Source organism: uncultured Maribacter sp. (assembly GCF_947496775.1).
GTDB lineage: Bacteria > Bacteroidota > Bacteroidia > Flavobacteriales > Flavobacteriaceae > Maribacter_B.
In genome coordinates, this window is the sequence record NZ_CANMDU010000004.1 from 142,874 (window position 1) to 168,176 (window position 25,303).

At 31.9% G+C, this 25,303-nt stretch carries 30 protein-coding genes; 24 read left to right on the plus strand and 6 right to left on the minus strand.

What is annotated here, in order from left to right; all coding sequences use genetic code 11:
• Nucleotides 1-35 precede the first annotated feature (35 nt).
• The 3 genes from Q0856_RS08715 to Q0856_RS08725 are packed head-to-tail and all read left to right on the plus strand — an operon-like array spanning nt 36 to nt 2,497.
• Entirely contained in the window at nt 36-1,010 is a 975-nt protein-coding gene (locus Q0856_RS08715; RefSeq protein ID WP_298478823.1) for a nitronate monooxygenase, read from the plus strand.
• Nucleotides 1,011-1,973 (plus strand): alpha/beta fold hydrolase, encoded by a 963-nt coding sequence (locus tag Q0856_RS08720; RefSeq protein WP_298504210.1) that lies wholly within the window; start codon nt 1,011-1,013, stop codon nt 1,971-1,973.
• 44 nt (nt 1,974-2,017) lie between these two features.
• Nucleotides 2,018-2,497 (plus strand): cytochrome c, encoded by a 480-nt coding sequence (locus Q0856_RS08725; RefSeq protein ID WP_298478817.1) that lies wholly within the window; start codon nt 2,018-2,020, stop codon nt 2,495-2,497.
• A gap of 108 nt (nt 2,498-2,605) precedes the next feature.
• Here Q0856_RS08725 and Q0856_RS08730 read toward each other — a convergent pair whose 3' ends face one another.
• Together Q0856_RS08730 and Q0856_RS08735 are read right to left on the minus strand one after the other, a co-directional pair.
• Entirely contained in the window at nt 2,606-4,177 is a 1,572-nt protein-coding gene (locus Q0856_RS08730; RefSeq protein ID WP_298478814.1) for a SulP family inorganic anion transporter, read from the minus strand.
• Nucleotides 4,178-4,415: 238 nt separating this feature from the next.
• Nucleotides 4,416-5,333: a nicotinic acid mononucleotide adenyltransferase gene (locus tag Q0856_RS08735; protein ID WP_298478811.1), complete on the minus strand. Its 918-nt coding sequence runs from the start codon at nt 5,331-5,333 to the stop codon at nt 4,416-4,418.
• A 124-nt stretch (nt 5,334-5,457) separates the two neighbouring features.
• Here Q0856_RS08735 and Q0856_RS08740 point away from each other — a divergent pair, with 124 nt between their 5' ends.
• The 8 genes from Q0856_RS08740 (at nt 5,458) to Q0856_RS08775 (ending at nt 11,028) form a co-directional block, all read left to right on the plus strand.
• The gene (locus Q0856_RS08740; RefSeq protein WP_298478808.1) at nt 5,458-6,459 is read left to right on the plus strand and encodes an NAD(P)H-dependent glycerol-3-phosphate dehydrogenase; all 1,002 of its coding nucleotides are present in this window, start codon (nt 5,458-5,460) and stop codon (nt 6,457-6,459) included.
• A 71-nt stretch (nt 6,460-6,530) separates the two neighbouring features.
• Nucleotides 6,531-6,944: a hypothetical protein gene (locus tag Q0856_RS08745; protein ID WP_298478805.1), complete on the plus strand. Its 414-nt coding sequence runs from the start codon at nt 6,531-6,533 to the stop codon at nt 6,942-6,944.
• A gap of 188 nt (nt 6,945-7,132) precedes the next feature.
• Nucleotides 7,133-7,972: an AraC family transcriptional regulator gene (locus tag Q0856_RS08750; RefSeq protein ID WP_298478802.1), complete on the plus strand. Its 840-nt coding sequence runs from the start codon at nt 7,133-7,135 to the stop codon at nt 7,970-7,972.
• Between the two features lie 93 nt (nt 7,973-8,065).
• Complete coding sequence (locus Q0856_RS08755; protein WP_298504213.1) at nt 8,066-8,623, plus strand: YbhB/YbcL family Raf kinase inhibitor-like protein; 558 nt, start codon at nt 8,066-8,068, stop codon at nt 8,621-8,623.
• A gap of 165 nt (nt 8,624-8,788) precedes the next feature.
• The gene (locus tag Q0856_RS08760) at nt 8,789-9,355 is read left to right on the plus strand and encodes a cysteine hydrolase family protein (RefSeq protein WP_298478796.1); all 567 of its coding nucleotides are present in this window, start codon (nt 8,789-8,791) and stop codon (nt 9,353-9,355) included.
• Between the two features lie 127 nt (nt 9,356-9,482).
• The gene (locus Q0856_RS08765) at nt 9,483-10,064 is read left to right on the plus strand and encodes a Crp/Fnr family transcriptional regulator (protein WP_298478793.1); all 582 of its coding nucleotides are present in this window, start codon (nt 9,483-9,485) and stop codon (nt 10,062-10,064) included.
• A 56-nt stretch (nt 10,065-10,120) separates the two neighbouring features.
• A complete protein-coding gene (locus Q0856_RS08770; protein WP_298504216.1) occupies nt 10,121-10,444 on the plus strand; it encodes a hypothetical protein in 324 nt (107 codons plus the stop codon).
• Nucleotides 10,445-10,449: 5 nt separating this feature from the next.
• On the plus strand, nt 10,450-11,028 hold the full coding sequence (locus Q0856_RS08775) for an NAD(P)H-dependent oxidoreductase (RefSeq protein WP_298504217.1): 579 nt from the start codon (nt 10,450-10,452) through the stop codon (nt 11,026-11,028).
• A gap of 268 nt (nt 11,029-11,296) precedes the next feature.
• On the opposite strand, the gene Q0856_RS08780 is transcribed toward Q0856_RS08775, so the two are convergent.
• Nucleotides 11,297-12,247, minus strand: coding sequence for an AraC family transcriptional regulator ligand-binding domain-containing protein (locus tag Q0856_RS08780; protein ID WP_298504219.1), 951 nt, complete (start codon nt 12,245-12,247; stop codon nt 11,297-11,299).
• A gap of 85 nt (nt 12,248-12,332) precedes the next feature.
• Here Q0856_RS08780 and Q0856_RS08785 point away from each other — a divergent pair, with 85 nt between their 5' ends.
• The 11 genes from Q0856_RS08785 (at nt 12,333) to Q0856_RS08835 (ending at nt 20,064) form a co-directional block, all read left to right on the plus strand.
• Nucleotides 12,333-13,160 (plus strand): SRPBCC family protein, encoded by an 828-nt coding sequence (locus Q0856_RS08785; protein WP_298504221.1) that lies wholly within the window; start codon nt 12,333-12,335, stop codon nt 13,158-13,160.
• A 309-nt stretch (nt 13,161-13,469) separates the two neighbouring features.
• Nucleotides 13,470-14,156, plus strand: a complete 687-nt coding sequence (locus Q0856_RS08790) for a YafY family protein (protein ID WP_298504224.1) — start codon at nt 13,470-13,472, stop codon at nt 14,154-14,156.
• 59 nt (nt 14,157-14,215) lie between these two features.
• Nucleotides 14,216-14,605: a hypothetical protein gene (locus Q0856_RS08795; protein ID WP_298478773.1), complete on the plus strand. Its 390-nt coding sequence runs from the start codon at nt 14,216-14,218 to the stop codon at nt 14,603-14,605.
• Nucleotides 14,606-14,611: 6 nt separating this feature from the next.
• A complete protein-coding gene (locus Q0856_RS08800) occupies nt 14,612-15,085 on the plus strand; it encodes a DUF6194 family protein (protein WP_298478770.1) in 474 nt (157 codons plus the stop codon).
• Between the two features lie 253 nt (nt 15,086-15,338).
• Nucleotides 15,339-16,169: a type II CAAX endopeptidase family protein gene (locus Q0856_RS08805; RefSeq protein WP_298504226.1), complete on the plus strand. Its 831-nt coding sequence runs from the start codon at nt 15,339-15,341 to the stop codon at nt 16,167-16,169.
• Nucleotides 16,170-16,182: 13 nt separating this feature from the next.
• Complete coding sequence (locus Q0856_RS08810; protein WP_298478764.1) at nt 16,183-16,698, plus strand: hypothetical protein; 516 nt, start codon at nt 16,183-16,185, stop codon at nt 16,696-16,698.
• Between the two features lie 74 nt (nt 16,699-16,772).
• Nucleotides 16,773-17,174, plus strand: a complete 402-nt coding sequence (locus Q0856_RS08815) for a MarR family transcriptional regulator (RefSeq protein ID WP_298504227.1) — start codon at nt 16,773-16,775, stop codon at nt 17,172-17,174.
• A 136-nt stretch (nt 17,175-17,310) separates the two neighbouring features.
• A complete protein-coding gene (locus Q0856_RS08820; RefSeq protein WP_298504229.1) occupies nt 17,311-18,354 on the plus strand; it encodes an NmrA family NAD(P)-binding protein in 1,044 nt (347 codons plus the stop codon).
• A gap of 261 nt (nt 18,355-18,615) precedes the next feature.
• The gene (locus Q0856_RS08825; protein WP_298504232.1) at nt 18,616-19,410 is read left to right on the plus strand and encodes a sigma-70 family RNA polymerase sigma factor; all 795 of its coding nucleotides are present in this window, start codon (nt 18,616-18,618) and stop codon (nt 19,408-19,410) included.
• A gap of 69 nt (nt 19,411-19,479) precedes the next feature.
• Nucleotides 19,480-19,845: a nuclear transport factor 2 family protein gene (locus Q0856_RS08830; protein WP_298504234.1), complete on the plus strand. Its 366-nt coding sequence runs from the start codon at nt 19,480-19,482 to the stop codon at nt 19,843-19,845.
• A gap of 51 nt (nt 19,846-19,896) precedes the next feature.
• A complete protein-coding gene (locus Q0856_RS08835; protein ID WP_298478753.1) occupies nt 19,897-20,064 on the plus strand; it encodes a hypothetical protein in 168 nt (55 codons plus the stop codon).
• A gap of 223 nt (nt 20,065-20,287) precedes the next feature.
• Here the strand turns inward: Q0856_RS08835 and Q0856_RS08840 are convergent, their stop codons facing one another.
• Nucleotides 20,288-20,923 (minus strand): hypothetical protein, encoded by a 636-nt coding sequence (locus Q0856_RS08840; RefSeq protein WP_298504237.1) that lies wholly within the window; start codon nt 20,921-20,923, stop codon nt 20,288-20,290.
• Nucleotides 20,924-21,251: 328 nt separating this feature from the next.
• Here Q0856_RS08840 and Q0856_RS08845 point away from each other — a divergent pair, with 328 nt between their 5' ends.
• On the plus strand, nt 21,252-21,572 hold the full coding sequence (locus tag Q0856_RS08845; RefSeq protein WP_298504239.1) for a hypothetical protein: 321 nt from the start codon (nt 21,252-21,254) through the stop codon (nt 21,570-21,572).
• Nucleotides 21,573-21,860: 288 nt separating this feature from the next.
• Here Q0856_RS08845 and pbpC read toward each other — a convergent pair whose 3' ends face one another.
• Together pbpC and Q0856_RS08855 are read right to left on the minus strand one after the other, a co-directional pair.
• Nucleotides 21,861-24,209 carry a penicillin-binding protein 1C gene (pbpC, locus tag Q0856_RS08850; protein WP_298504240.1) on the minus strand — a complete coding sequence of 783 codons (2,349 nt, stop codon included), beginning with the start codon at nt 24,207-24,209 and terminating at the stop codon, nt 21,861-21,863.
• A 26-nt stretch (nt 24,210-24,235) separates the two neighbouring features.
• Complete coding sequence (locus tag Q0856_RS08855) at nt 24,236-24,592, minus strand: hypothetical protein (RefSeq protein WP_298478739.1); 357 nt, start codon at nt 24,590-24,592, stop codon at nt 24,236-24,238.
• Nucleotides 24,593-24,678: 86 nt separating this feature from the next.
• On the opposite strand from Q0856_RS08855, the gene Q0856_RS08860 reads away from it, so the two are divergent.
• Nucleotides 24,679-25,173, plus strand: a complete 495-nt coding sequence (locus Q0856_RS08860) for a CvpA family protein (RefSeq protein WP_298478736.1) — start codon at nt 24,679-24,681, stop codon at nt 25,171-25,173.
• Nucleotides 25,174-25,303 lie beyond the last annotated feature (130 nt).

Sequence of the window (25,303 nt, forward strand, 5' to 3'; positions counted from 1 at the left end):
ACTTAATTTTATTTCACTTCTAAAAGCTTCATAACATGAGTAATAAACCTTCTTTTATTAACGAACTTTCATTACCAGCTATCGCAGCTCCAATGTTTCTAATTTCTGGACCTCAACTTGTTATAGAATGTTGTAAAAATGGTATTGTGGGTACTTTTCCTGCACTTAACCAACGTACATCTGAAGGTTTTGAAGAATGGCTTATAGAAATAAAAACAACCTTGGAAGCTTTTGAAAAAGAAACAGGTAAAAAAGCTGCTCCATTTGGTGTTAACCTTATTGTACACCCAACCAACCCAAGGTTGCAAGACGATATAAAACTATGTATAAAACATAAAGTGCCGCTTATAATAACTTCTTTAGGGGCAGTTTCTCAAGTAGTAGATGCTATTCATAGCTACGGTGGTTTGGTTTATCATGACGTAATAAAAAAGCGGCATGCTAAAAAAGCTGCCGCTGCAGGAGTAGATGGTTTAATACTCGTCGCTGCAGGAGCTGGAGGACATGGAGGCACTCTAAACCCAATGAGTTTTGTTGCAGAGATAAAACAGTTTTTTAAAAAAACAATCTTGCTTTCTGGTTGTATAAGCACCGGGAGAGACATAGCAACTTCATTGCAAACAGGCGCAGATTTAGCCTACATGGGTACTCGTTTTATTAATACGAACGAAAGTAAAGCTACTGAGGATTATAAAAAAATGATTATTGATGCTGGAGCGAGTGATGTTGTTTACACAGCATCTATCTCAGGCGTACATGCCAATTTCTTAGGTGCCAGTTTACAAGCTGCAGGTATTACAGAAGAGGATTTAAAAAAGGATAAGAAAATAGATTTTGGTAAAGAATTAGATACCGAGGCAAAAGCTTGGAAAACTATATGGTCCGCTGGGCAAGGAGTCGCAACTATTGATAATACCGTTTCTGTAACCGAATTGGTTGCCAATTTAAAATCTGAGTTTAAATTTGCAATTGAAGAACAGGCCAAATATTTAGAAATTTATCCTAAATAGATGCCCGTTGTATCCTCTAGCTATAACCCACCTCTTATATTTAAAAATGGGCATTTGTCCACCATTTATTCTGGGATTTTTAGGCAAGTAAAAAACGTATCCCAAAAAAGAGAAAGAATAATGCTTTCTGATGGCGATTTTTTAGATTTAGATTGGAGTTATTCTACAAAAAAAACTAAAAAAGTTGTGCTATTAATTCACGGATTAGAAGGTAACGCGCAGCGCGCTTACATTACAGGGAGTGCTACACTTTTCAATAACCACCATTATGATGTTTGCGCTATTAATTTAAGAGGATGCAGTGGAGAAATTAATCGTGTATATAGGTCATACCATTCTGGAGCTACAGAAGATTTAAAAGCTACTATACAGCACATCTTAGAGACTAAAAATTACTCTAGTATATATATTAAAGGCTTTAGTCTTGGAGGGAACTTAACCTTAAAATATTTAGGAGAGAATACCAATATCCCGAAAGAAATAAAAGGAGCTGTTGCCATTTCGGTTCCTTGCGATTTACATAATTCTTTGCAACAATTATTAAAGTCAAAAAATATACCTTATGCAATAAGGTTTAAAAAACACTTGATTGGAAAATTAAAAGAAAAGCAAAAATTATTTCCAGACAAAGTTTTAGATAAAGATATTAAGACCATTCGTACACTATTAGATTTTGATAATTTTTATACCAGCAAAGCTCATGGTTTTAAGAACGCCCTAGATTATTATGCAAAAAGTAGTTGTTTACAGTTTCTCCCAAACATTAATAAGCCAGTTCTTTTAATTAACGCGCAAAACGATTCCTTTTTAGGAAAAAGCTGTTACCCAATTGAAATAGCCAAAAATCATGACTATTTACATTTAGAAACTCCAAAATATGGCGGGCATGTTGGGTTCTATGGCAAAAAAAACATAACATATACGGAAAAAAGAGCCGTAAACTTCTTAAATGAGGTGTTTTAATTTTTTCTATTTCTTATATTAGTGGCATCAAACTCAAATAAATAATGAAAAAAATATTCACCATTTTGGCTTTAGGAGCCTTAATAGTAAGCTGCGGCGAAAAAAAAGAAGAAAAAAAAGGCGGTTTTGAAATGAACAGAGCCAAAAAAGAAGCAAAATCTACTACTACAAAAGAGGAAGTTCCTGTAGACTTAAATAACAAAGGTGTTGGTCCTGTTACTTCTTTAGAATTTGGAGCTGATATTGATAAGGATATGGCCGATGCCGGAGCTGCTAAATACAAAGCAATATGTACTGCTTGCCATTTACCAGATAAACGTTTAATTGGCCCAGCGTTAAAAGGTGTTTATGAAAGAAGAAGTCCAGAATGGGTAATGAATATGATTTTAAATCCTGATGGTATGATTAAAGAGGACCCTATTGCAAAAGCCCTTTTAAAAGAATATAACAATGCTGTAATGCTTAATCAAAATCTTAAAGAAGACGAAGCAAGAGCTATAGCTGAGTACTTAAGAACTTTGTAACATTATTTTATACTAAAAAAGAGAGCATCTAAAAATAGATGCTCTCTTTTTGGTTTTAATTGTCCCGCCTTAAAGTTACTTTCTACAAATCTTCTTTTATAATTAGATTTATTTAGCAACGACTTTATACGTAGGATCCTCTAAAACATTTACATCAATTATATCATCAGCATTTTTAAGTAGGCGTATGCAGTCTTTACTTAAATGTCTTAAATGTACTTTTTTACCCACTTTTAAATAACGTTCTGTAAGCTTGTTTAGAGCTTCTATACCAGACATATCTGCTACTCTACTTTCTTTAAAATCTATAATTATCTCTTCAGGGTCTCCTTGAATATCAAACTTTTCATTAAAAAGGGTGGTAGAACCAAAAAATAAAGGTCCAAAAATTTCATAGTGTTTTATTCCTTTATCATCCACATATTTTCTTGCTCTAATACGTTTTGCATTTTCCCAAGAATAAGCTAGTGCAGAAATAATAACTCCAAATAACACCGCTATGGCTAAGTTGTGTGTAATAGCTGTAATTAAAGTTACTAAAACCATTACTATTACATCGGAATTAGGCATTTTTCTAAAAGTCTTAAAACTTGCCCATTCAAATGTTCCTATAGCTACCATAAACATTAGTCCTACTAATGCAGCCATTGGTAGTTGCTCTATTAAATCTGACCCAAACATAATGAATACTAATAACATTACTGCTGCAGTAATTCCGGATAAACGAGCTCTTGCTCCCGAAGATGTATTAATTAAACTCTGTCCAATCATTGCGCAACCACCCATTCCTGATAAAAATCCCGAAAGGATATTTGCCGTTCCTTGGGCTACACATTCTTTATTACTACGCCCTCTAGTATCTGTAATTTCGTCGACAATATTCAAAGTGAGTAAACTCTCTATTAAACCTACTCCCGCAACTATTGCAGAATAAGGTACTATTATTTTAAATGTTTCCCATGTGAAAGGTATATTGGGAATAGATATTGGCGGAAAACCTCCTTTTATAGACTCCCCCTCTTTCATGGTATCTGCTACAGTAAGTGTATCAATTCCAAATCCTAAAACAATCGCAGAAACCACTATAATAGCTACCAAAGAAGAAGGCACTGCTTTTGTTAATTTTGGTAACCCCCAAATAATTAACATGGTCAAAAGGGTTAAACCAAGCATTATATACATAGAATTCCCTTCTAAAAGACTATCTGTTCCTTTCTGATAAAAGTTAGGAAATTGTGCCATAAAAATAATTATAGCCAATCCATTTACAAATCCAAACATAACTGGGTGAGGAACTAAACGTATAAATTTCCCTAATCTAAGTACTCCTGCTAAAATCTGTAAACCTCCTGCAATAATAACCGTGGCGAATACATAGTTAAGTATGGTCTCTGGTTCTATTCCTGGGAAGTGGCGTTTTAACTCTAAAATAAGCCCTATAAAAACAACGGCAACAGCTCCGGTAGCACCAGATATCATTCCTGGTCTACCCCCAAAAATCGAAGTAATTAGCGCCAATACAAAAGCCGCATATAATCCTGTTAAAGGAGAAAATCCTGGGATAAGTGCAAATGCTATAGCTTCTGGAACTAATGCTAAAGCTACGGTTAAACCAGAAAGTATTTCTGTTTTATAATCTACTTTTTGTTTAAAATCGAAAAGATTTAGATACTTTTTCACATCATTAATTTAAGGGCGCAAAAATAGGATAAATTCTTTTGGAACACCCCAAAGTGTTTAATAATTAAGGATATAGCTATATTTTATTAAAAAAATAATTCTGTTACTATTCTTATATACAAACTGTTAGAAATAGTTTAAAAACAAAAAAACCGCTCTAAACATGTTGTCCAGAGCGGTTTCCAACTAAATAACCAACCAAAAAATTCTTATCAGAGTAGATAAACTTTACTCCTTTTTATTTTATTTTTCTACTTCGTTTCACTTTCATTATAGGATTCGAAGTCTTTTTTCTCTTTTTACTAACCGAGCTTTTTCCCGATTTTAAATACTGTTGATATCCCTTTCCTTTAAACTCATAAATGGTTTTACTGTCCGGATGATAAAGCTCAATAGTACTATCATTAATAACGTAAAGCTCAAAGTAATCATTGCCCATAAAATCATATGCAAGTGTTAAAGTTTTAAGCGTTTCATCGTTTTCTATGTCATACACCTGATATTCTCCTTCAAAATCCCATTGTAACCCAGAAATGGAAGTTCCTGGTTTATCTATAGAAGACCTAAAATAACTTGGTAAGAATTGTAAATAGTTCTCGTCATCAAAATCATTTATGACTCCTTCTTCACTTGTATAGCTTTTTTCCCAAGCATCATACTCTTGTAAAAAGTAGTTTATATTATCATAAAATACATAGTCATAATCAAACGTATCCGTATAATACCCTTTTAAAAAGTAAGATGTTCTAGATCCAGCATCATACAATTCTATCGTATTATTATTAACTGTAAGCACCTCTAATATCCAAGAACCATCTACATCGTGGTCTACATCTACTGCGCCACTATAACCATCATAATACCCTACTGGAATACCAAAACCATTTCCTGTTTTACCAATACCAACAATATTATTATTAGCATATATTTTTCCATTCTTAAAAGAAACGGTAAATGCTCTTTGTAAAAAAGGGACTTCTCCATTCCCCTTTGTTGCATTAATATCTACATACCATAAATCATAAGATTGTAAAACTTGGTTTGTAGTAAACACAGGTTCGTCTATATAATTATCTTCTACTAATACTTCTGTATAACATGAGCTTAGTAAGGTACCTATTAAAGTAAATCCTAAAAGTAATTTCATCGCCTTCATCTTACATCGGTTTTAAAGTTCTCTTAGTACTAAACAAACCTCATGCCAAAAATTTTACAATGCTTGTTTTATCTTCTAGAAAGCTGCTTAAATTTTGGTAATTTTGAAATACAAAATCACTTTCATGAATAAAGAGATAAAGTTTGCAGTTTTAGGCGGAGGAAGTTGGGCAACGGCAATTGTTAAAATGCTAACAGAAAACCAAAAACAAGTGTATTGGTACATGCGTAATGAGGATGCCATTGCACATATTAAAAATGAAAAGCATAATCCAAATTACTTAAGTTCCGTAGAATTTCATTTGGAACAATTAATACTAACATCCGACATTAATGTTGCTATTTCTAATGCAGATTACCTAATATTTGCTATTCCTTCTGCCTTTTTAGAAAGTGAATTAAAAAACCTAACTGCTTCTTTAGAAAATAAAATTGTTTTCTCGGCCATAAAAGGAATCGTACCAGAAACAGGATTAATTGTTGGGGAACACTTTCACGAAAAATATAATATCCCTTTTGAAAGTATTGGCGTTTTAACTGGCCCTTGCCATGCCGAAGAAGTAGCTCTAGAGCGGCTATCTTATTTAACCATTGCTTGTGCAGACCAAGATAAGGCTAAAGTTGTAGCAGAAAACATAAAAAGTCATTATATAAAAACCAAAATATCGGACGATATTATAGGGACAGAATATGCAGCCATGTTAAAGAATATTTATGCAATCGCAGCAGGAATTTCTCATGGCCTTGGATATGGAGATAATTTTCAAAGTGTGTTAATGAGTAACTCTATCAGAGAAATGAAACGTTTTATAAAGCGTGTTCATAAAATGAAAAGAAACATTAACAACTCTGCTTATTTAGGAGATTTATTGGTAACAGGGTATTCTACTTTTAGCCGTAATCGTATGTTTGGAAACATGATAGGTAAGGGCTATACCGTAAAAAGTGCTATGATGGAAATGAGCATGGTTGCAGAAGGGTATTACGCTACCAAAAGTGCGCATTTATTAATGAAAAAAATAAAAAAAGAAAATGCCACTCCAATTATAGATGCTGTTTATGAAGTTCTTTATAAAGGTAAGAACGCTAAAAAAATATTTAAAGCGCTAACCGATAAGTTAGACTAAATAGTTTTGCTATATATAGATCACTAGTAATCTATGTTCAATTGTTGTAAAACATTTAAAAAAAGGAAATATTGATTGAAGAAAAGGATTTTATTCTAAGAGAGATTCAAAGGTTAACCTTACTATTAAAACAACTTATAAGTAAAGTTACTGATTTAGATTCTGGAAATATAAGTAATGGAATAGAAGAAACCGAGCAAGCACTTAAAAGTGAATTTGATTTGTCAATAAAAGAAATCTCGGAAATTAGCAATAAGGATTTATTGAGAATAATTCAGGGAATGAATGAAACTCATATTGAACAATTAATTGAATTAGTATTCGAATTAATAAAAAAAATAAAAGCTAGCAATGAAAATATTAATCTAGATCAATCTGAATTAATTAAAAAAAATATATTAATGATTAATAAACTGGACGAAAATTCCACAACGTTTTCTATGGAAAGAATGAACATAAAAAACGTGTTACAACAATGGCTTTAACTAATACGGGTTTTAGTCTTTAAGCCAAGGTCTGTGTATATGTATGAAGTCGCTAAATCCTTAGGATTTGTCTTTTGAAAAACTAAAATAAACAAACAGTTTCGGCTATGTGTAAAGACGGGAACAGAAGTTTTCCTTTCTCCCAAACTAAATTATAGCTGAAACGTTAAAGACAATTAGAAAACCCGATGAAAACTATTAAATTACCAGACGAATTAAATTTGAGTTCTTCTAAGGCTCTTGTGGTTTATAATTATGAAAGCATTACCGAAATATCGAAACAACAAATCTTATTAAATAAAAATACGTTCAGCTTTCTTCAAGAAGGAACTAAAGAAGTGTTTTTCGATAATTCGGCATATGCAATAGATAATTCTCAATTTCTATTAATGAAATCTGGGCATTGTTTAATGACAGAGAAGCTCTCTAAGGATTCAGAATACTATCGCAGTGTTTTGTTTTTCTTTTCGGACGAAGAAGTTTTTAAATTTTTGCGAAAATTTAAATTGGAGACTTCAAATTCTAAAAAACTGTACTCAACATATTCGTTCAAGTATGATTCATTTATCAAAAGATTTGTTGAAAGTCTTTTAGAAATATCCAAACTTTCTAAGTCAATTCAAGAAAATATGTTGAAAACGAAACTCGAAGAAATAATGCTTTACCTTGTAGACTTGAAAGGTTTAGATTTTCTTTATTCTTTAGTTAACAATAGTGATAATCAAAATCAAACGTTCATCCAAACAATTGAAAGCAACAGACTGAATAAACTCACAATAAAAGAACTTTCTTTTCTATCTAATATGAGTGTATCAACTTTCAAGAGAGAGTTTGAGAAAAACTTTAAGAGTTCACCTAGCAAGTGGTTTCAAGATAAAAGACTCGAACACTCAGCTTTTCTTCTAAAAAACGAATCAAAAAGACCTTCGGATATTTTTGAAGAAATTGGATATGAAAACCTTTCAAACTTCATTCAAGCTTTTAAATCAAAATACGGAGTTACCCCAAAACAATACCAGTTAAATTGAACTTTTATCAATACTTTTTGAGCTTTTCTGCTTAACGCAAAACCTGAATTGCTGTTTAGATTTGCATCATAAATTAATAATTAAACAAATATTATGATGAAATCATTTCAAATCTTAATGGTATTAATTACTTTTTCAACTTCTGTTTTCGGACAAAACACATTTACTTTATCAAGTAATGACTTAGGAGGACAAGCCACAATTAATGAAGAGTTCAATGGCTTTGGCTGTACTGGTGAAAATCAATCCCCTCAGTTATCCTGGAAAAATGCACCTACAGGAACTAAAAGTTTTGCAGTAACTATGTACGACCCAGACGCACCAACAGGCAGTGGATGGTGGCATTGGGTAGTATTTGATATTCCAGTAAGCACTACCGAATTAGTGTCTGGAGCTGGAAATACAAAACTAAACTTAACACCTGAAGGAGTTATTCAGAGTATTACAGATTATGGAGCGAATGGTTACGGTGGACCTTGCCCTCCTAAAGGACACGGTTTACACCAATATGTAATTACAGTTTACGCACTTAAAACAGATAAACTTGGTCTAAATGAAAGTACAAATCCTGCCGTAGTTGGATATTACTTACGGAATAATACATTGGCTAAGGCAAGTATTGTTACTTATTATCAAAGAAGTACGAAATAAAAACTATCTTTAACAAAGAACTGAGGTATAAAAGCAATAGCGGTCCGGGTGCAAACTCGAACCGCTATTGCTTTTAAATAAGTATATTGCAACACGAAAGACTAGTGCAATCAATCAGCTACCGCTCTTATACTAATCATTAGCATAAATACAAATAACTAAATAGTGAAATTACAAGATAAGAAACCTGCTCTAATACTAGTCGATGTACAAAAAGCATTTTTAGATGAAAAATATTGGGGAGGAAATAGAAACAATAAAGATGCAGAGCTTGTTTGTGGCAAAATATTGAAAAAATGGAGAGAATTAAATTTACCAATATTCCATATAAGACATAGTTCGGCAAACCTGAATTCTAAATTGAACCAATTTAATAAAGGATTTGAATTCAATGAAAACGTAATACCTTTAGAGAAAGAACCAATAATTACAAAAGAGGTTAATAGCGCATTTATTGGTACTAACCTAAAAGAACAATTGGATAAATTAAATATTCACACTTTAGTTATTGTAGGAATAACGACAAACCATTGTGTATCGACAACAACACGAATGGCTGGTAATTTTGGATATGAAACTTATCTAATTTCCGATGCAACTGCAACATTTGACAGAATCGGTATTAACGGAGAAAAGTATGATTCTGAAACCATTCATTTAACAACTCTTGCTAATTTGAATGATGAATTTGCAACTGTTTGGAACTTTAAGAAATTAATGTCTGAACTATAAAAAACACTATGCACTATACCGGGTATAAATTATCTACTTAAAATCAATTTTAACCTGTAGCCATATTTTAGGGCAAGATATTAAAACGAACCTCTGTGCTAAACCAAAGAATTGCAGTACATAAAAAATGAATATTGAAAAAATCTTAAACGAAATTGGAGAAATTTATTCCCCAATATCCATTAAATGCCAAGATGAATTTATTGCCAATTCAAAAATTAGCACGTTTAAAAAAGGGGAAATTGTGGTTCGCGAAGGGCAATTTTCTAAAAAAGGATATCTAATTGTGCAGGGTTGTTCTAGAGCCTATTATCTAAAAGACGGAAAAGACATTTCCGACTGGTTTACTTTTGAAAATCAGATTATGGCTTCAATAGTAAGTTTTTTCAGCAAGGAGCCGAGTCCTCATTATGTTGAGTTTATCGAAGATTCAACAGTTATTGAGTTTTCAAAAGATACTGTCGATATGCTTGCTAATAAATATCACGATTTTGAACGCTTTATAAGCAAAGTGGTGACCGAAACTATGTTGGGCTTGTGCGAAAGATTATACACTATTCAGTTCAACAAAGCTGAGGAAAGATATAAGCACCTTTTAACCATTTATCCTGACATAACAAACAGAATTCCCCTCACTCATATTGCTTCTTATTTAGGCATTACACTTGAAACTTTGAGTAGAATAAGAAACCCTAAAAACCGAATTTGATTTATATCAAATGATACCGCTTCCAGTAGTTTGATCTTTGTAATAAATATTTACAAATGGAAGAACAAAATACACAACTAACATCAATTTGGGGGAAATGGTGGGTACCTATTAGAAAATGGTTTTATTCTGCTTGGTTAATCTACGAAACCACCGTTCGCTTTTACGACTATTCAGAAGCCACCTATCTTTTTTTCATCACAGAAAATTATATGGGAGCACTTGGTTCACAAATCGTAGCTATGTTTTGTAGCATTGTCACTTTTGCAATTTGCAGCTTCTTTTTAACCGTTCCTACCGCTTTCATCCTCTATAAATTCTTCAAAATAGAAAATTTATCAGGAACACAATTTGAATCAAAAATCAAAAAATATTTCTAAAATAGATGAAAAAAATACTCATTATAAATGGGCATCCTGACAAGGAAAGCTATAGTTTTGGACTTTCTGAAGCATATAAAAAAGGTGCTGAAAAATCAAACGCTGAAATAAAAGAAATTAATATCCGAGAATTAACCTTCAACCCAAACCTACAATTTGGATATAGAAAACGAACTGAATTAGAACCCAATTTACTAGATGCACAAGATAAAATAAAATGGGCAGACCATATAGTTTGGGTATATCCCGTTTGGTGGAGCTCTATACCAGCAATGATGAAAGGCTTTTTAGACCGAATTTTACTTCCTGGATTTGCTTTTAAAAAAAGAGAAAATTCATTGCTTTCGGATAAATGCTTAACAGGTAAATCTGCCAGAATAATTTGCACAATGGATCAACCAACTTGGTTCTACAAATTGGTTTACAGAAGTCCTAGCCACAATGCAATAAAAAAAGGAACATTGCACTATATTGGCGTAAAAAAAGTGCGAATTACTGCCATTGGACCTATACGTCTTTCTACAGAAGAGTTTAGAGTTAAATGGTTGAATAAAGTTGAAAAATTAGGGCAGATGAATAAGTAATAACGGAAACAATTAATACAAATAGATCAAAAAATAACGTTTCCAACAAAGAACGGAGGTAAAAACATAGGCCGTTAGTTGCTAAACTCAAAGTTGCATCGTCCTGAAATAGGTTGACTAAAAAAACAAACATTTTTAGTTAATTATGGAAAAACAAGACAAACTCTCCTGCCGAAAAAAAGCTACAAAAAGGTAGGCTTTTGAGCTCAAATTTTTAATCATAACAAAAAAGATTAACCTATTTCAGGACAAGGTAACAATAACGTAATTACCAATTATTCTTAGCATGAATATAGGCACTTGGTTCAGAGTAACCTAAAATGTAGGCAATATCGGTAGTTCTATACAGTCCCTCTTGTTCAAGGTAAAATGCCATTTTTTGTTTGATTCCATTAGCCAATTTCCGGTACGAAGTATTTTCTTTAAATAATTCTCGCTGAATACTTCTTTTACTAACTGCCAGTTGATTAATAACCTGGTCAATCTTTGGAAGCTCTGGAGAACTGAGATTAAGCATGATTTGTCTTACCCTTTTGGACATTTCACCATAGGAATTGTCGTTCAGCTGTAATTCTTTCATAAATAGAGGTAAAAGAGATTCAATTTGCTTTATTCTCTTCTTATTTATTTCGAGCAGCAAGACTTCGTTTGGTATATAAAAATGATGTCCGCTTCCCTTTTCAATATCCGCTACACCTAACCCTACTCTATACGGATGATTATCTATATAGGGCAAAGAAAGCCTTGGGGCATATCTCAATTCAAGCATTAACTTTAATTCCCTATAAATTACACAATAGACAGAATCCAAAAGATGCCTTCGCACTCCCCTTTCTTCAACATCGCTAGTTAATGACAATTGAAATTCGTCATCGTACTTTTTAAAACTGATGCTGACCATAGGAAATGTTGCCATTAAATATTCTTGTAAAAAAGAAATTGCTTGTTGAATTTTACTGGTGCTTAAGGAAATTTCAAGGATTAGTCCAAGAGATTTTAAGTTCAAAAAGCATCCATAGTTGAGTCCGAAATTATCATCATTACAAATACGAATTGAACGGTTTAAAAAATCAAGAAATTTATAATCTTCAACGGAACCCAGCGGATTAGTTAAGTCTTTTGGATCAAAGCCACTTTCTTCAAAGAGAATGTTAATATCAATCTTTCTACTAGAAAGAAACTCGATTAAGTTGTTAATGTGACCATTAGAAACTTTCATTCATCAAATATATAAAATTGGCGTAAAATATCAATATCATGCAGTTTTCACTACCGAAATTTGCACTAAGTAAAAAATAAAAATCATGACAACTTCAATTAAGGCTACAAAAGCCAATGCAATTTCGACACTAATTTCTGGCCTGGCAATTTTGGGATTTCAACACCAATTAATGGTAATGTTTGAGATTAATGAAACACTACCATTTATAATAGTAGGTGGGGTTATTACTTTCTTTTCTCTCACCATGTTTATGGAAATAAAAAAGCAAAGAGCTCTCGCCCTTCTCTGGATTGTAGCACAAGACACATTATTTGTCTTAGCAAGTATCGTTATTTTAATTCTTCAACCTTTCGATATATCCACAACAGGGTATGTAATAATTGGACTATTTCTTTTACCCATTTTATATTTTATTAAATCTCAGTCCAAAGGGATAATAGAAATGGATGTTATAGGTCATTCTGGCACTAAACGCCTCACTTTCAGCAGAGTGGTTAAAGCAAGTAAAAATACCGTTTGGGATGTTATTACAGATATAGAAAACTACCATGAAGTAGCCTCCAATATAGATAAGGTAGAAATTGTTTCTGGAGAAGGTGAAGGTTTGGTACGTTCCTGTTCACATGGAAATGATTCTTGGACAGAAACTTGCACTCTTTGGGAAGATCAAAATCAATATTCATTTGTTGTAAATACTAATGCACCAGATTATCCTTATCCATTTAAATATTTAAAGGGAACTTGGAAGGTAAATGAAACAAATACGAGAGAAACCGAAATAATTATGATATTTGATTTCGAATTTAAAAAGTCCTATCAAAAGTTACTTTTATATCCGATGCTCAAATGGAAATTCTCAAAAGTTGCTCAGAACTTACTTAAAAAATGGGAGAAGATAATTGTTAAATAAAACGAATTAGAAAAAGTAGAATATTATTCAAATCAAAGAACTTAAAAAATAGCGCTCTGCAATAACAATTGGTTGTACAACAGGCTTTTTATAGAGAAGATAAAAAAAATAACACCAACACGGTGTACAAAACATAGCTAATAAGTGCTTAACCGAAAAGTTTTTCTATACTTATAAATAAGCCAAATTTTTAATTTGGTTATATTTAGAAAAGAAAATATAAAAATTCGGCTCTGTGTTAACCCCAAAAGGCAGCGTCTTTTTAAACGCTACGTTTCATACATAAGTCCGTTGCCCAATTAAATGAAAATGAATAGACTAACTAGAATAACAGCAATTCTAATTCAATTACAATCTAAAAAGATAGTTACTGCAAGTGAAATAGCTGAAAGATTTGAAATTAGCTTAAGAACTGTTTACAGAGACATTAAAACACTTCAAGATGCTGGAGTTCCGGTAGGTTCTGAAAACGGAGTTGGATATTTTATGGTGAATGGCTATTCATTACCACCAATAATGATTACTCAAGAAGAAGCAAATGCTCTAATTGTTTCGGAAAAATTAATTCTAAACCAAGGAGACACTTCCTTGATTAAAGATTTCAATTCCTTACTAATAAAAATAAAATCGACTCTTAGGGCTTTTGAAAAAGAAGAAATTTCAAAACTGGAGAATAGAATAGAGCCTTCAACGAAAAACAAAAAAAACACAAGTAATTGGTTGTCTTCAATACAAAAATCAATCACCAACTCCAATGTTATAAAAATCAATTACTTATCAATTTACAAGGATGAACATACAACTCGTGAAATTGAACCTCTTGCCATTTATTTCACCGAGAGTTCTTGGGTTTTAGTTGCATTCTGTCGTTTACGAAACAACCTACGCGAATTTAGATTAGATAGAATTTCTACACTCTTTATTACCTCAGAAACGTTTGATTATCAACAAGATTTCTCATTAAATGATTATTTCAAGAAATTTATTGAAGTATAGTTGACATAGGGTTGTCACTCCTCCCATTTACATTTGTCTCATAAACTTAAATATACCAAATGAAGCATTTATTAATTGGTATTATAGCTGTCGCATTGTTTAGCTGTAATACCCAGAACAAAACAAGTATGAGCGAACAAAGTAAAAAGGTTGGAACAATTGAATTGGTTATTTTTGATACCTATCCTCAATATTCCAAAGCAGAAGTTATAGCAGCAGCAAAAGCCGTGAATCCTGTTGCAGAAAAATTTGATGGCTACATTGGAAGGAAGCTAGCTGTAGACAAAAACGGTAAATGGACTGATATTGTTTATTGGACTGACCTGAAATCAGCTGAACATGCTGCACAAGAAATTTTGAAAAGTGAAACCTGTAAAAAATTCTTTGGAATGATAAATCAAGAAACTATGCAATTTATGCATCTTGAGCCTGTAATGGATTCCAAATAAAAAGGTATGACTAAAAACGACATAATTAAAAGGGTTCAGGAAAAATTTGATGGTCTTGTCCTAAATAAAAATTGGGGAGAAATAGGACTATTTTACAATCCAGAAAATAAACTAAGTAAGGGTATCTATCTATTGACATTCAAAGAAAAAGATGGTTTAAATGATAAAGCATCAAATACGGATAGAAATGGCGTATTTAGGCTAAACGTTGGAATATCAAAAGATACCTTTTTTAGGTTATTTGGAGAAAGACCCAAAAGACCAAAAGCAGGCCAAATAATTGATATGCCTTATGACTTTTCTGAACTTAATAAAATAATGCCTCATCCGATTTATGGTTGGATGAGTTGGATTTGTATTTTAAATCCGACAAGGGAAACTTTTGATAAATTATTCCCACTAATCGAAGAAGGATATTATTTAGCATTGAAAAAATACGAAAAGAAAATAAAAGGGCTTAACAATGTAAATTTAAAATAGCGGTTTAAGTGATAAAACGAAAGATAACGTATATAATTAAGTTCCGTTATAAACGAAAAAGTTAGAGAGAAAACCCCACTTCTTCTCATATACAAAACCGTTACGAAGAACCCCCGGAGTACTTTCCTGAAATAGGTTGACCATTTTTTTGTTTAACTTAAATGATTAATAGGTTTAAATCCTTATTCATATGTAACAAAATTCATCACTGGTCGTCGTTAAGTAGAAAAATACCCATCAAGACCATATGATAATGTTTAAAAATAAAAATCCTTTCCTTTCTGGATTAGTAGTGATAGCTGTAATTAGTATTATAATGCTTCTTCCGTTGGATAAAGTAATTACCAAACAATATTTTACCAGTTTTCAGATTGAATATATTGTGCTGTCGACCAAAATGTTTTTAATTTTCTTGTCCGGTCTGTTGTTAGTAAAAAAGCTCGAAGAGCAAGCTTTATCTGGCATTGGTTCAGAATATCAATGGTCCTTTAAATACATAAACCTAATCCCCTTCTATCTTTTTATATTAGGTATTTTAGGTTTTATTGGTAAAGACTTATCATCTATAAACATTATTAATGTATTGTTATTGCTAATAGCTTGCCTATTAGTAGGGTTTGCAGAGGAATTTGTATTCAGAGGGTATTTACAGCCTATTTTTATAAAGAAATATATATCACATAAAAATGGTGTTTTTTTAGGTGTACTACTCCCTGCACTATTTTTTGGCTCCTCACATTTATTAAATTTGACGGTTAACGATAATATTCCTCAGGTAATTGGACAATCAATTTACGCAGCTTGTATTGGGTTCTTTTTTGGAGTAGCACTTCTCAAAACCAACAAGCTAACACCAATTGCAATTACTCACGGTCTGATTAATTTTTTCTTCCTCTTTGGTTCACTTCCAAAACTAATCAACAACAAAAATGGTTACTCAGAACCAACAGTGGAACCAACGTTGACCGAACAAATTTTATCCTCTGCAACACCTATTTTGTTTTTTTTGCCATTATTGATTATTGGTTACATAATTCTGAGTAAAATGAACAAAAATGAAATACTAAATAAAATAAACCTTTAAAATAATCATGGTAATGAAATTAAATCTATTCTTTTTGAGTATGCTATTTGCAATTAGCTCTCTTAACGCCCAAAACCAAAGTTCTGATAAGAAACTAAAACAAGTTATTGAAGATTTTAGAACTTCCATAATCATGCATAATGATTTCGAAAAATTTGATAATTTATTTCTGCACGATTCCATAACTTGGTCTGCTATTTTTACAAATAAGACAAAAGAAATGGCATTGAAACAAATGCCCGACTTCACTTTTTACTCAACTGATTACAAAACTTTCTATAAAAATTTAAAAAAGAATACAGAAGAAAAGTTTTATAATGTCCAAATTAGCAAGCAAGGAGACTTTGCAACTATATCTTTTGATTACACTTTATCTGTTGACTCAAAAATCCAGAACTGGGGAGTTGAATACTGGTCACTTATCTTATTAAACGATAGTTGGAAAATAACTTCTGTTACTTGGACTATGAATAATGAAGAAATAGAAAAATGTTCGTTTTCGTCTGAAATCCCATTTACTTTAGATTAAAGTATCAATAAATAGGATTAGCAAAAAACTATAATCAATGTTGCATATACAACTTAATTTTATACCTTTACCGTATGAAATACGATTTGCAACTTTGTATTGGTTCTCGATTAAGACGACTATCGAGAATAGTAGATGGACATTTTAGAAGTAAATTATCTGAATTTAACATTACTGAAAATCAAATGACCATTTTGTTTGTTTTGAACAAAATGGGAAAAGTTGAACAAGGGAAAATCGGACAAACACTAGTCTTGGAACGCTCAACAGTAAGTAGAAACATAAAACTATTAGAAAAACAAAATTATATTAAACGGACTTCTGACTATCGACCAGAAATTGAACTTTCAAAAAAAGGTAATGAATTGGTACAAAAACTAATTCCACTTTGGGAAGAAACTATGGACGAACTAATTTCGAAATTGGGCGAAAATGGATTAACATATTTGAGTGAATTGGAGAACAGATTAAATTAATATTTTTTTAAATACAATGTTGTATATACAACTTATGAACAATTATGCTTAAAACGTTTGAAAATAAAATGATGGCGCAAAATGCTCTCACAGTAAAATACATTAAAACTGTTGGAATAAATCAAAAAACAAAAACATGAACAATAAAAAAATATTAGTAACTGCCGCAAATGGAAATACAGGTTTTCCTGCATCAAAAGAATTATTAAAATTAGGTTTCGAAGTCCGTGCCTTTGTTAGAAACCCTCAAACCAAAAAGGCAAAAGAATTAAAAGAATTAGGTGCAGAAATATTCGTTGGCGATATTCAAGACATCAGAGATGTTAGAAAGTCGCTTGAAAATATAGAAAGTGCATACTTTGTACCAACTTACCCAAATGTACTTTTTCAAGGTTCAACTTTTGCAACCGCTGTAGAAGAAATGAAAACCAAAAACGTGGTTGTGCTTACCCAATGGTTATCATCTAATTCGCATCCTTCAGTTTACACAAAAGAACATTGGTTAGTTGACCAAACTTTTAAACGACTACAAAATACCAATATTACATTTGTAAATCCTGGACTTTTTGCATTCGTGTATTTTATGATGCCAGAACCTATGCTACAATTCGGAATGATGCCAGATTTTGGTACAAATGCACCGCCTTCTAACGAAGATATTGGATTAACAGTTGCACACATTTTAAAAAAACCTGAACCACATATCGGAAAAACCTATTGTATAACAAGTAGAGAACTTTTAAAACCACAAGAAATGGCAGACATTGTTGGTAAAATCGTTGGTCGTAAAATAAAGGCTGATGTATTACCTGAAAGTATGCTATTGAAAATGTTACGTTCCTACGGATTTCCGCAAAGAGACGCATCCCAAGTAATCCATTACGTAAAAGACGGGCAAAATGGAGGTTTTGCACTAAAAGCACCAACAACAACAGTTCAGGATATTGTTGGCAAACCAGCAGATGACTTTGAAACCATTACAAGAAGATATTTAAAAAACAATCCTATGGTAAAACAATCGCTTCTCAACAAGTTGCGAACTATGGGAATTATGATGAAAGCAATAACCACTACTAAATGGAATATGGCAAAATTTGAAAAGGAACAAGGGTTTCCTGCATTTAAAAATATGATGTCCTCCAATGAATCGGAGGAATGGAAATCGGAACATTTAATATAGTACGGAGAAAGTACGGGCGACAACAACATATATAAAACATAATTATTACGGCCTCTGCAAAGGTTTAGCTTACTTACAAAGTCCGCCAAGTTTTTAACTTTGTATCTTTATCCAAAGAAAGTTAAAAATTTGGCTTGTGCCTAATCTTAAAAGTTTGCGTTTATTTATGCGCTGCGTTTCATATACAAAACCGTTGTGCGGAATACGTCACCTACTTACATCTAAAGGTTATTTTATAAAATTGAATCTTACTCTCCGAAAATGTCAAATCAATACCAAATAGAATTTATAAAGTTCAAAAACGAATTATCTTCTTTTATTTTTAGATTATTAACTAATAAACAAGATACAGAAGATGTTATTCAAGACACATATATTAAAGTTTTTGAAAAAATAGACTCTTTTAAAGGACAATCTTCATTTAAAACTTGGATGTTTACTATAGCATTAAATACTGCCAAAAATAAACTAAATAAACAAAAACGTTGGGTCGAAAACACACAGGACTATGGTGCTGATTTACATTCAAAATCCGAAGAGTTAACAAATAGAATGAGAGTTGTTTTTGAGCAAACGCATGAAAAAGATTATGAAATAAAAGAGCATATAAACTATTGTTTTAATTGCATAAACAAAACATTACTCTTAAAACAGCAAATTTGCTTATTGCTTAAAGAAGTATATCATTTTAAGATATCTGAAATTATGGAAATTACAGCGTTTACTGAAGGTATTGTAAAACATTCTTTAGCAGATGCTCGAAAAAATATGATACGTATTTTTAATAATAGATGTTCTTTTATTAATAAAAAAGGAATATGCGACCAATGCACAACTCTTAAGGGCGTTTTAAATCCAAGTCAAAATGAACATATTAAAGCTCAAAAAATAAAATTAGTAAAAGAAGGCAGTAAGAAAGATAATGAATACCTACTAAAATTACGATTAGAAATTGTAAAAGGAATTGACCCTATGAATTCCAAAAACGCAATTCTAAACACATATATGCTTGAAAATGCTGAAATGTGGGTAAAAGATAGTATAGAGAAAAAATAATCCCAATTTTCGTCCGAAATTAGACTGTGATTTGTCTAAATAATATAACAACATTTAAAAACTATAAAAATGACAAAAACAGCATTAGAAATTTTCGAAGCATTTCAACAATCTATGGCATCACAAACATCGAAATGGATGGATTTAATGGATGACAACATTGTATTTCAAGGTCCGGTTGATAAAGTTGCGGGTAAAGAGGCTAATATCAAACTACATATGGAATTTGGCAAACTGGTAAGAGGACACGAATTATTAAGTATTACAGCAGGAAAAAACACTATTTCTACCCAAGTAATTATAAAAATTGAAGCACCTTCTGGAAAAATGATTGATTTAGATATTGCCGAATTCTATACGATTGAAAACGGTTTGATAAAATCAATGAAAATATACTATGACCCAACAGAATATAAAGAAGAATTTAGTTTATAATTATACCATTTCCTTAATCTTTTTCTCTTCTTCAATATTATCATTTTAAATATGACGAATACTATTATTGCTACACATAAACTCAAAAACTTAAAATTTGAGATTATAAATGACGAATACGTGGTAGCACTGATTGATAAGGAAGGCTATGAAATTATTAAAGGTTATGGTGTCTCTGTCATTGAAGCTATTAATGATTTACATCATAACCTTTTATGAAAAACTACAAGAAGATGAATATAAATCATTCGGTTAATTCAAAGGAGAGCCAAACACAATTGTTAGATTAATAACACTTTTTATCTAAAGAGTAATCCTTACTTATCTCTATAGTTTTGATTCTTTTTCAAAGACTAGTTTTGTAAAGAGTATGAAATATATTTTATTATTATGGAACGTTTTTTATCTTTCCTTCGATTTGATATCTATGAAATTTAGTATCTCATTCTTTCATTCCGTATTTATAACCGATTCGTAAATGAATATTAAAAACAAAGTCATTGCCCATGTGTCCAGCTTCTTTGACCGTTATTCTTTTTTGAGTTTCTGAAATATCAATACCAAGACCAGCTCCAATTTCAAAATTCCACCGATAATTAATATTACGACGCATACCCCAAGTAGGGGTAATAAATAAACCACCATTTGGTTCTTCTGCATCAAAAGCTAAAGGTTCGTTGGTATTACCAGATGGCGAGTATGCCAAAAATTTAGGATTATACTGAAAAGCAACGGTAAAATAATTACCACTGTTATGAAAGGTATTATTGCTATTGCCTTGTCTTTTTCTAGAATTATAATACCAACGAGGCTCAATACAAAAGACAGGTTGAAAAACTGGAAATAAATAATTCTCGTTGCCACTAACTTCTTCCCTATATAAATTTCTTTCGTAAACGGGAGCAGCATATCCAATTTCAGTTCGAAATGCCCAGCGATGTGCTAATTTAGATTCATTATGCCACCATACGCCTAATAAACCAGCTTGTATTCCACTAATAGATGTATCAACGAGTTGCCCATTTGAAACAGAAAAAAAGAAGAGTAATAATAATGGACTAAGAAAAGTATTCTTCAAATTTCAGTTGGCCTTGGTTCTACTATTTAAACGTAAGAAAATCCAACTTCGTATCCTCAGATAATTCCACTAAACAAGCTGTTAGAAGATGACCCTTGGTAAGATGTAACTGTTGCGTTGATGTACTTTACTCGGACAGAATAAAAACCAAATCGAAAAGTTCCGTGCTTACTCGAACATGTCTCTACTGATTACAATACTACCTAAACGTAATGCTTACATTAGGGCAAAACCAAAAGGTCTTTGTATATTTATAATGACATTAAATCCGAAAAGTTAGTTGTTTATTTATACACTACATTTCATTCACAAGACCGTTGGCAAACATTTGAGAAAAGAAATTATAAATACTTGGAATGGAGAAAAAGTAGAGCTAAAAATAAGTTCCGACGGATACTGTTTCTGTCCAGTATGTGGAAGAAAATCAGATGATAAAAAATGGAGACCTTATGACGAAAATGGTCATCCTTCCTATGATATTTGTTCCTGTGGGTTTGAATATGGATTTGATGACAATGGAGAACCTCCTTATTATAAAAGCTGGGAGAACTATCGAAAAAAATGGCTTAACGGAAAAATTGAGCAATTCTTCGGTAAGCGAATAACCAAAAATGAAAAGCTGGAACAATTGAAAAACTTAGAATTATAAAACATGATATATTTTAGTCGGGCTTTTTATTTTACTTGGTGTTTAGTTTTTTTCCTTGGTTCTTCAAGACCTCAAATCATGCCGTTAGAAATTGATAACGATAACCCAACTATGATTGCAGCAATTAGCATGCAAAGAATAGTTTAGACGAGCTCAAAAAATTAATAGACCTATATCCAAACGAAGAACATGTTAAAGTTTCTTTTTGACAAGCTCAGGTGAAACCGAATTTCTTTGGGGAGATGTTACCAAACTAATGAATAGTGATTTAGATGTTTTTTTAACTACTTATTCTATAGTAACCCATATAACAGATGCATTACCGAGTGCATCTAAAGCAGTTATTTTATGTTTGCCCTCTATAGGTTGTATTGCAACTTCATGAAAATTAATGGTTTCTTTTATGTAATCTTCATCTACGTACCAATAAACAGGTGTTTCTTTTTTAGAATGCGCCAATTTTACAATTAACTCTCCTTTTTCACTATTAAAACCCTTAGTTAAGGTTATTCTACTTCCATTCTTTGGGTAGATGAATTGCATGGGAGAGGTATCTACAGAACTGCATCCATTTTTAAAATTTGGAAGTAGTTTATAATTAAGATGCGTTTTCTTGTAATAGAACTCCATTAAAGGAGGTAAAACAAACCAAGATTCTGTCGTAGTATTAGATAAATCTGCGCAGGAAGAGTTTACTCTAAACTGTTTTTTACTATCTAACTGTATATTTCGATGGTACTTACAGGCTCTAATTTTATTGTCTTTATTAGGAATAGAAATAGTCTTAGATGGGCAGATAGGGGTTGCTAAATAGCCACTTGTGCTGCAAACCTTAGTTTCTACAAATGCATCCAAGGGTTTTAAAAACCAGTCCGATTTTGGTAATACATCAAAAACATCAAATAAAATAGGAGCAGAACTACTTACCCCTGTATGGTTTGGTCTTCCTTCCCCATCTGCATTACCGGACCATACACCAACAACATAATCGGGTGTTACTCCTATAGCCCAGGCATCTTTATTACCGTAACTAGTGCCCGTTTTCCATGCTATTTCTTTACTATTATCGTAAAACTCCCAAGATTCACTTCCATCAGGTCTATTTACTTCTTTCATGGCTTCAAAAGCTAAATAAATACTGGCGGCATCCAAGTTATTTTTTTCTATTTTTTTTGTGCCAAAATCCCGTTTGGTGTCTTTATAAAAAACTGGTTCCACATATTCATTTGTATAATACTCACTAGATGTTTCATTAAAATGATTTACCGTAGAAGCTAAGTTTGCATAGGTTTTACATAGATCCCATAGATTACTTTCTGCTCCTCCTAGAATTAAAGTTAAACCGTAATGGTCCGCAGATTTGTTAACTCCTCCCAAATTAAAATAGTTAAGCTGGTCTCTAAATTTTTCTAAACCATAAGACTGTAATAAACGTACTGCAGGAATGTTTAAAGATCGAGCTAAGGCTTTTTTAGCGGTTACAGCACCGCTATAATCTTCATTAAAATTTTCTGGAGTATAACCTGCTATTTGCGTAGGTACGTCTGGCACCAACATTTCTGGTAATAATTCGCCAGCATCTAACATAGCAGTATAAAGCAGCGGTTTTATTACGCTCCCTGTGCTTCTATTAGCTTTAATTAAATTAACATCTTTTTGATATTCTTTCGTGGTTGGTGTATTCCCCGTATATGCTAAAACCTGTCTTGTTTTAACCTCTAAAACCAGAACAGCTGTATTATATACTAAGTTTTGTTTTAATCTATCATAATGCTTTTCTACAATCCTATTTACATTATTTTGTAACGCCTTATCTATAGAAGTTTTTATTCTTTGCCCTCTGTACTCTTTTGCAATTTCTTGTATTAAATGAGGTGCAATTTTAGGTAATGCATATGGTTTTTGTGGTAACTCTTCTAACAATGCCAACTCATAAGTAGTCTTATCTATAATCCCAGCATCTGCCATTTTTTTAAGTAACCTATTCCTTTTTTTTAATAAATGTTCTTGATTTTTCCCGGGATAAATTAAACCAGGAGCATTAGGTAAAACAGCTAAAGTTGCAGATTGCGCCCAGGATAATTGGTGAGATTGTAAGCCGTAATAACGCCATGAAGCCACATCTAAACCCACCACATTACCACCAAAAGGGGCATTACTAACATAAAGTTTTAATATTTCTTTTTTAGAATACCTAAATTCTAATCTAGTAGCCCATACTAACTCTATAATCTTCTCTAAATAGGAGCGTTCTTTATTTTTTCTTGCAAGCCTTATAACTTGTTGGGTAATAGTACTACCTCCACGGACTGTTGTACCAGCAGAAAAATTAGCTCCAATAGCCTTGGCCATTGAAACTGGATTAAAACCTGGATGATGGTAAAAATGAGCATCTTCAAATTGTAGAATACAGGTTTTAAATTTAAAGGGAATGCTATCTACTTTAGGAAATCGCCATTGCCCATCTTCTGCTATTTTAGCTCCTATTAAACTATTATCACTACTTTCTACAACCGTAGCAGTAGGACTATGAAATAAAACTTGAGGAAGGCAAAAATAATACAAAATACATAGCACACTTAGAAGAAGTAATTTCTTAGGATTTGTTTTTACAAACTGTGCAATGTTATTCTTCATGTATATTAAAACATCCTGTACGTTATTTATACTATATATTCTTTCTCTAAAAAATAACCAACAATTGCTTCTTTCATTAAAACGGATTGCTCCCCAGCTTTTAATGCAGGTAGTTCTTCTAAATTTATATAATGAGGCCACCCTTCTTCATCAAAAAAATCGAACTTATAATACCCGTAAGGTTCCAATAACCTACAAATAGCAATATGCATTAAATTTAATTTTTCGTCTTTTTTGTATTTTTTATGATACTGACCTAGTTCTTGTACACCAACTAAATATATAATTGCATCCAAATCTAAGGTATCCCCATCCGCAAACTGAGTAGATAGTTTTTCAACTAAACTTTTCCAACGTTCTTTTAACTCTAAATCTCTTGACATTTATTCCGTTTTAATTTATGCCGCTTTGCGTTTTAAAAAATCAAAGGTACAAATCAAAGTTTTATATTTGCCTAAATAAAAGAAGCATGGCTATATTAGATATTGTTTTAGGAATATTACTTATTTGGGGACTTTGGAAAGGCTTAAAAAACGGACTTTTTATTGAAATAGCATCTATTATCGCTCTAATAGCCGGAATATACGGCGCTATTCATTTCTCTTATATTGCAGGAGACTATTTATCTGAAAATATGCAATGGAATGAAAAGTATATGAATATAACTTCTTTCCTTATAACATTCATTGCCATAGTAGTCCTTGTTCACATCGCTGGTAAACTATTAACTAAATTTGCAGATTTTGCTATGTTGGGATTGCTAAATAAAATTGCAGGAGCCCTATTTGGAGCTCTAAAAGTTGCTGTTATTCTTGGTGCTGTTTTAGTCTTTTTTGACCGAATGAATAATACTTTGAATTTTATTAGTGAAGATGCAAAAAAGGAATCTATCCTTTTTGAGCCAGTAAAAGAAATTGGAACTTTTGTTTTTGATAAAGTTTTACCTGCAAAGGAAGTAGAATAACTTTTTCTTATACTTCTTATTTTAGAACTAAAACAAGAATTCCTATTTCAAATTTTTCTGATTCCTCAAAAATCAACTAAAAATTTGCCATAGATAGTTTTTTTAAGTTTTTAAGCGATAAAATATACTA

Bases quoted from the DNA above. Each gene is read 5' to 3' on its own strand.
- Q0856_RS08715 (WP_298478823.1), top strand. From the start codon at position 36: ATGAGTAATAAACCTTCTTTTATTAACGAACTTTCATTACCAGCTATC.
- Q0856_RS08720 (WP_298504210.1), top strand. From the start codon at position 1,011: ATGCCCGTTGTATCCTCTAGCTATAACCCACCTCTTATATTTAAAAAT.
- Q0856_RS08725 (WP_298478817.1), top strand. From the start codon at position 2,018: ATGAAAAAAATATTCACCATTTTGGCTTTAGGAGCCTTAATAGTAAGC.
- Q0856_RS08735 (WP_298478811.1), bottom strand. From the start codon at position 5,333: ATGAAGGCGATGAAATTACTTTTAGGATTTACTTTAATAGGTACCTTA.
- Q0856_RS08740 (WP_298478808.1), top strand. From the start codon at position 5,458: ATGAATAAAGAGATAAAGTTTGCAGTTTTAGGCGGAGGAAGTTGGGCA.
- Q0856_RS08750 (WP_298478802.1), top strand. From the start codon at position 7,133: ATGAAAACTATTAAATTACCAGACGAATTAAATTTGAGTTCTTCTAAG.
- Q0856_RS08755 (WP_298504213.1), top strand. From the start codon at position 8,066: ATGATGAAATCATTTCAAATCTTAATGGTATTAATTACTTTTTCAACT.
- Q0856_RS08765 (WP_298478793.1), top strand. From the start codon at position 9,483: ATGAATATTGAAAAAATCTTAAACGAAATTGGAGAAATTTATTCCCCA.
- Q0856_RS08770 (WP_298504216.1), top strand. From the start codon at position 10,121: ATGGAAGAACAAAATACACAACTAACATCAATTTGGGGGAAATGGTGG.
- Q0856_RS08775 (WP_298504217.1), top strand. From the start codon at position 10,450: ATGAAAAAAATACTCATTATAAATGGGCATCCTGACAAGGAAAGCTAT.
- Q0856_RS08780 (WP_298504219.1), bottom strand. From the start codon at position 12,247: ATGAAAGTTTCTAATGGTCACATTAACAACTTAATCGAGTTTCTTTCT.
- Q0856_RS08785 (WP_298504221.1), top strand. From the start codon at position 12,333: ATGACAACTTCAATTAAGGCTACAAAAGCCAATGCAATTTCGACACTA.
- Q0856_RS08790 (WP_298504224.1), top strand. From the start codon at position 13,470: ATGAATAGACTAACTAGAATAACAGCAATTCTAATTCAATTACAATCT.
- Q0856_RS08795 (WP_298478773.1), top strand. From the start codon at position 14,216: ATGAAGCATTTATTAATTGGTATTATAGCTGTCGCATTGTTTAGCTGT.
- Q0856_RS08800 (WP_298478770.1), top strand. From the start codon at position 14,612: ATGACTAAAAACGACATAATTAAAAGGGTTCAGGAAAAATTTGATGGT.
- Q0856_RS08805 (WP_298504226.1), top strand. From the start codon at position 15,339: ATGTTTAAAAATAAAAATCCTTTCCTTTCTGGATTAGTAGTGATAGCT.
- Q0856_RS08810 (WP_298478764.1), top strand. From the start codon at position 16,183: ATGAAATTAAATCTATTCTTTTTGAGTATGCTATTTGCAATTAGCTCT.
- Q0856_RS08815 (WP_298504227.1), top strand. From the start codon at position 16,773: ATGAAATACGATTTGCAACTTTGTATTGGTTCTCGATTAAGACGACTA.
- Q0856_RS08820 (WP_298504229.1), top strand. From the start codon at position 17,311: ATGAACAATAAAAAAATATTAGTAACTGCCGCAAATGGAAATACAGGT.
- Q0856_RS08825 (WP_298504232.1), top strand. From the start codon at position 18,616: ATGTCAAATCAATACCAAATAGAATTTATAAAGTTCAAAAACGAATTA.
- Q0856_RS08830 (WP_298504234.1), top strand. From the start codon at position 19,480: ATGACAAAAACAGCATTAGAAATTTTCGAAGCATTTCAACAATCTATG.
- Q0856_RS08835 (WP_298478753.1), top strand. From the start codon at position 19,897: ATGACGAATACTATTATTGCTACACATAAACTCAAAAACTTAAAATTT.
- pbpC (WP_298504240.1), bottom strand. From the start codon at position 24,209: ATGAAGAATAACATTGCACAGTTTGTAAAAACAAATCCTAAGAAATTA.
- Q0856_RS08855 (WP_298478739.1), bottom strand. From the start codon at position 24,592: ATGTCAAGAGATTTAGAGTTAAAAGAACGTTGGAAAAGTTTAGTTGAA.
- Q0856_RS08860 (WP_298478736.1), top strand. From the start codon at position 24,679: ATGGCTATATTAGATATTGTTTTAGGAATATTACTTATTTGGGGACTT.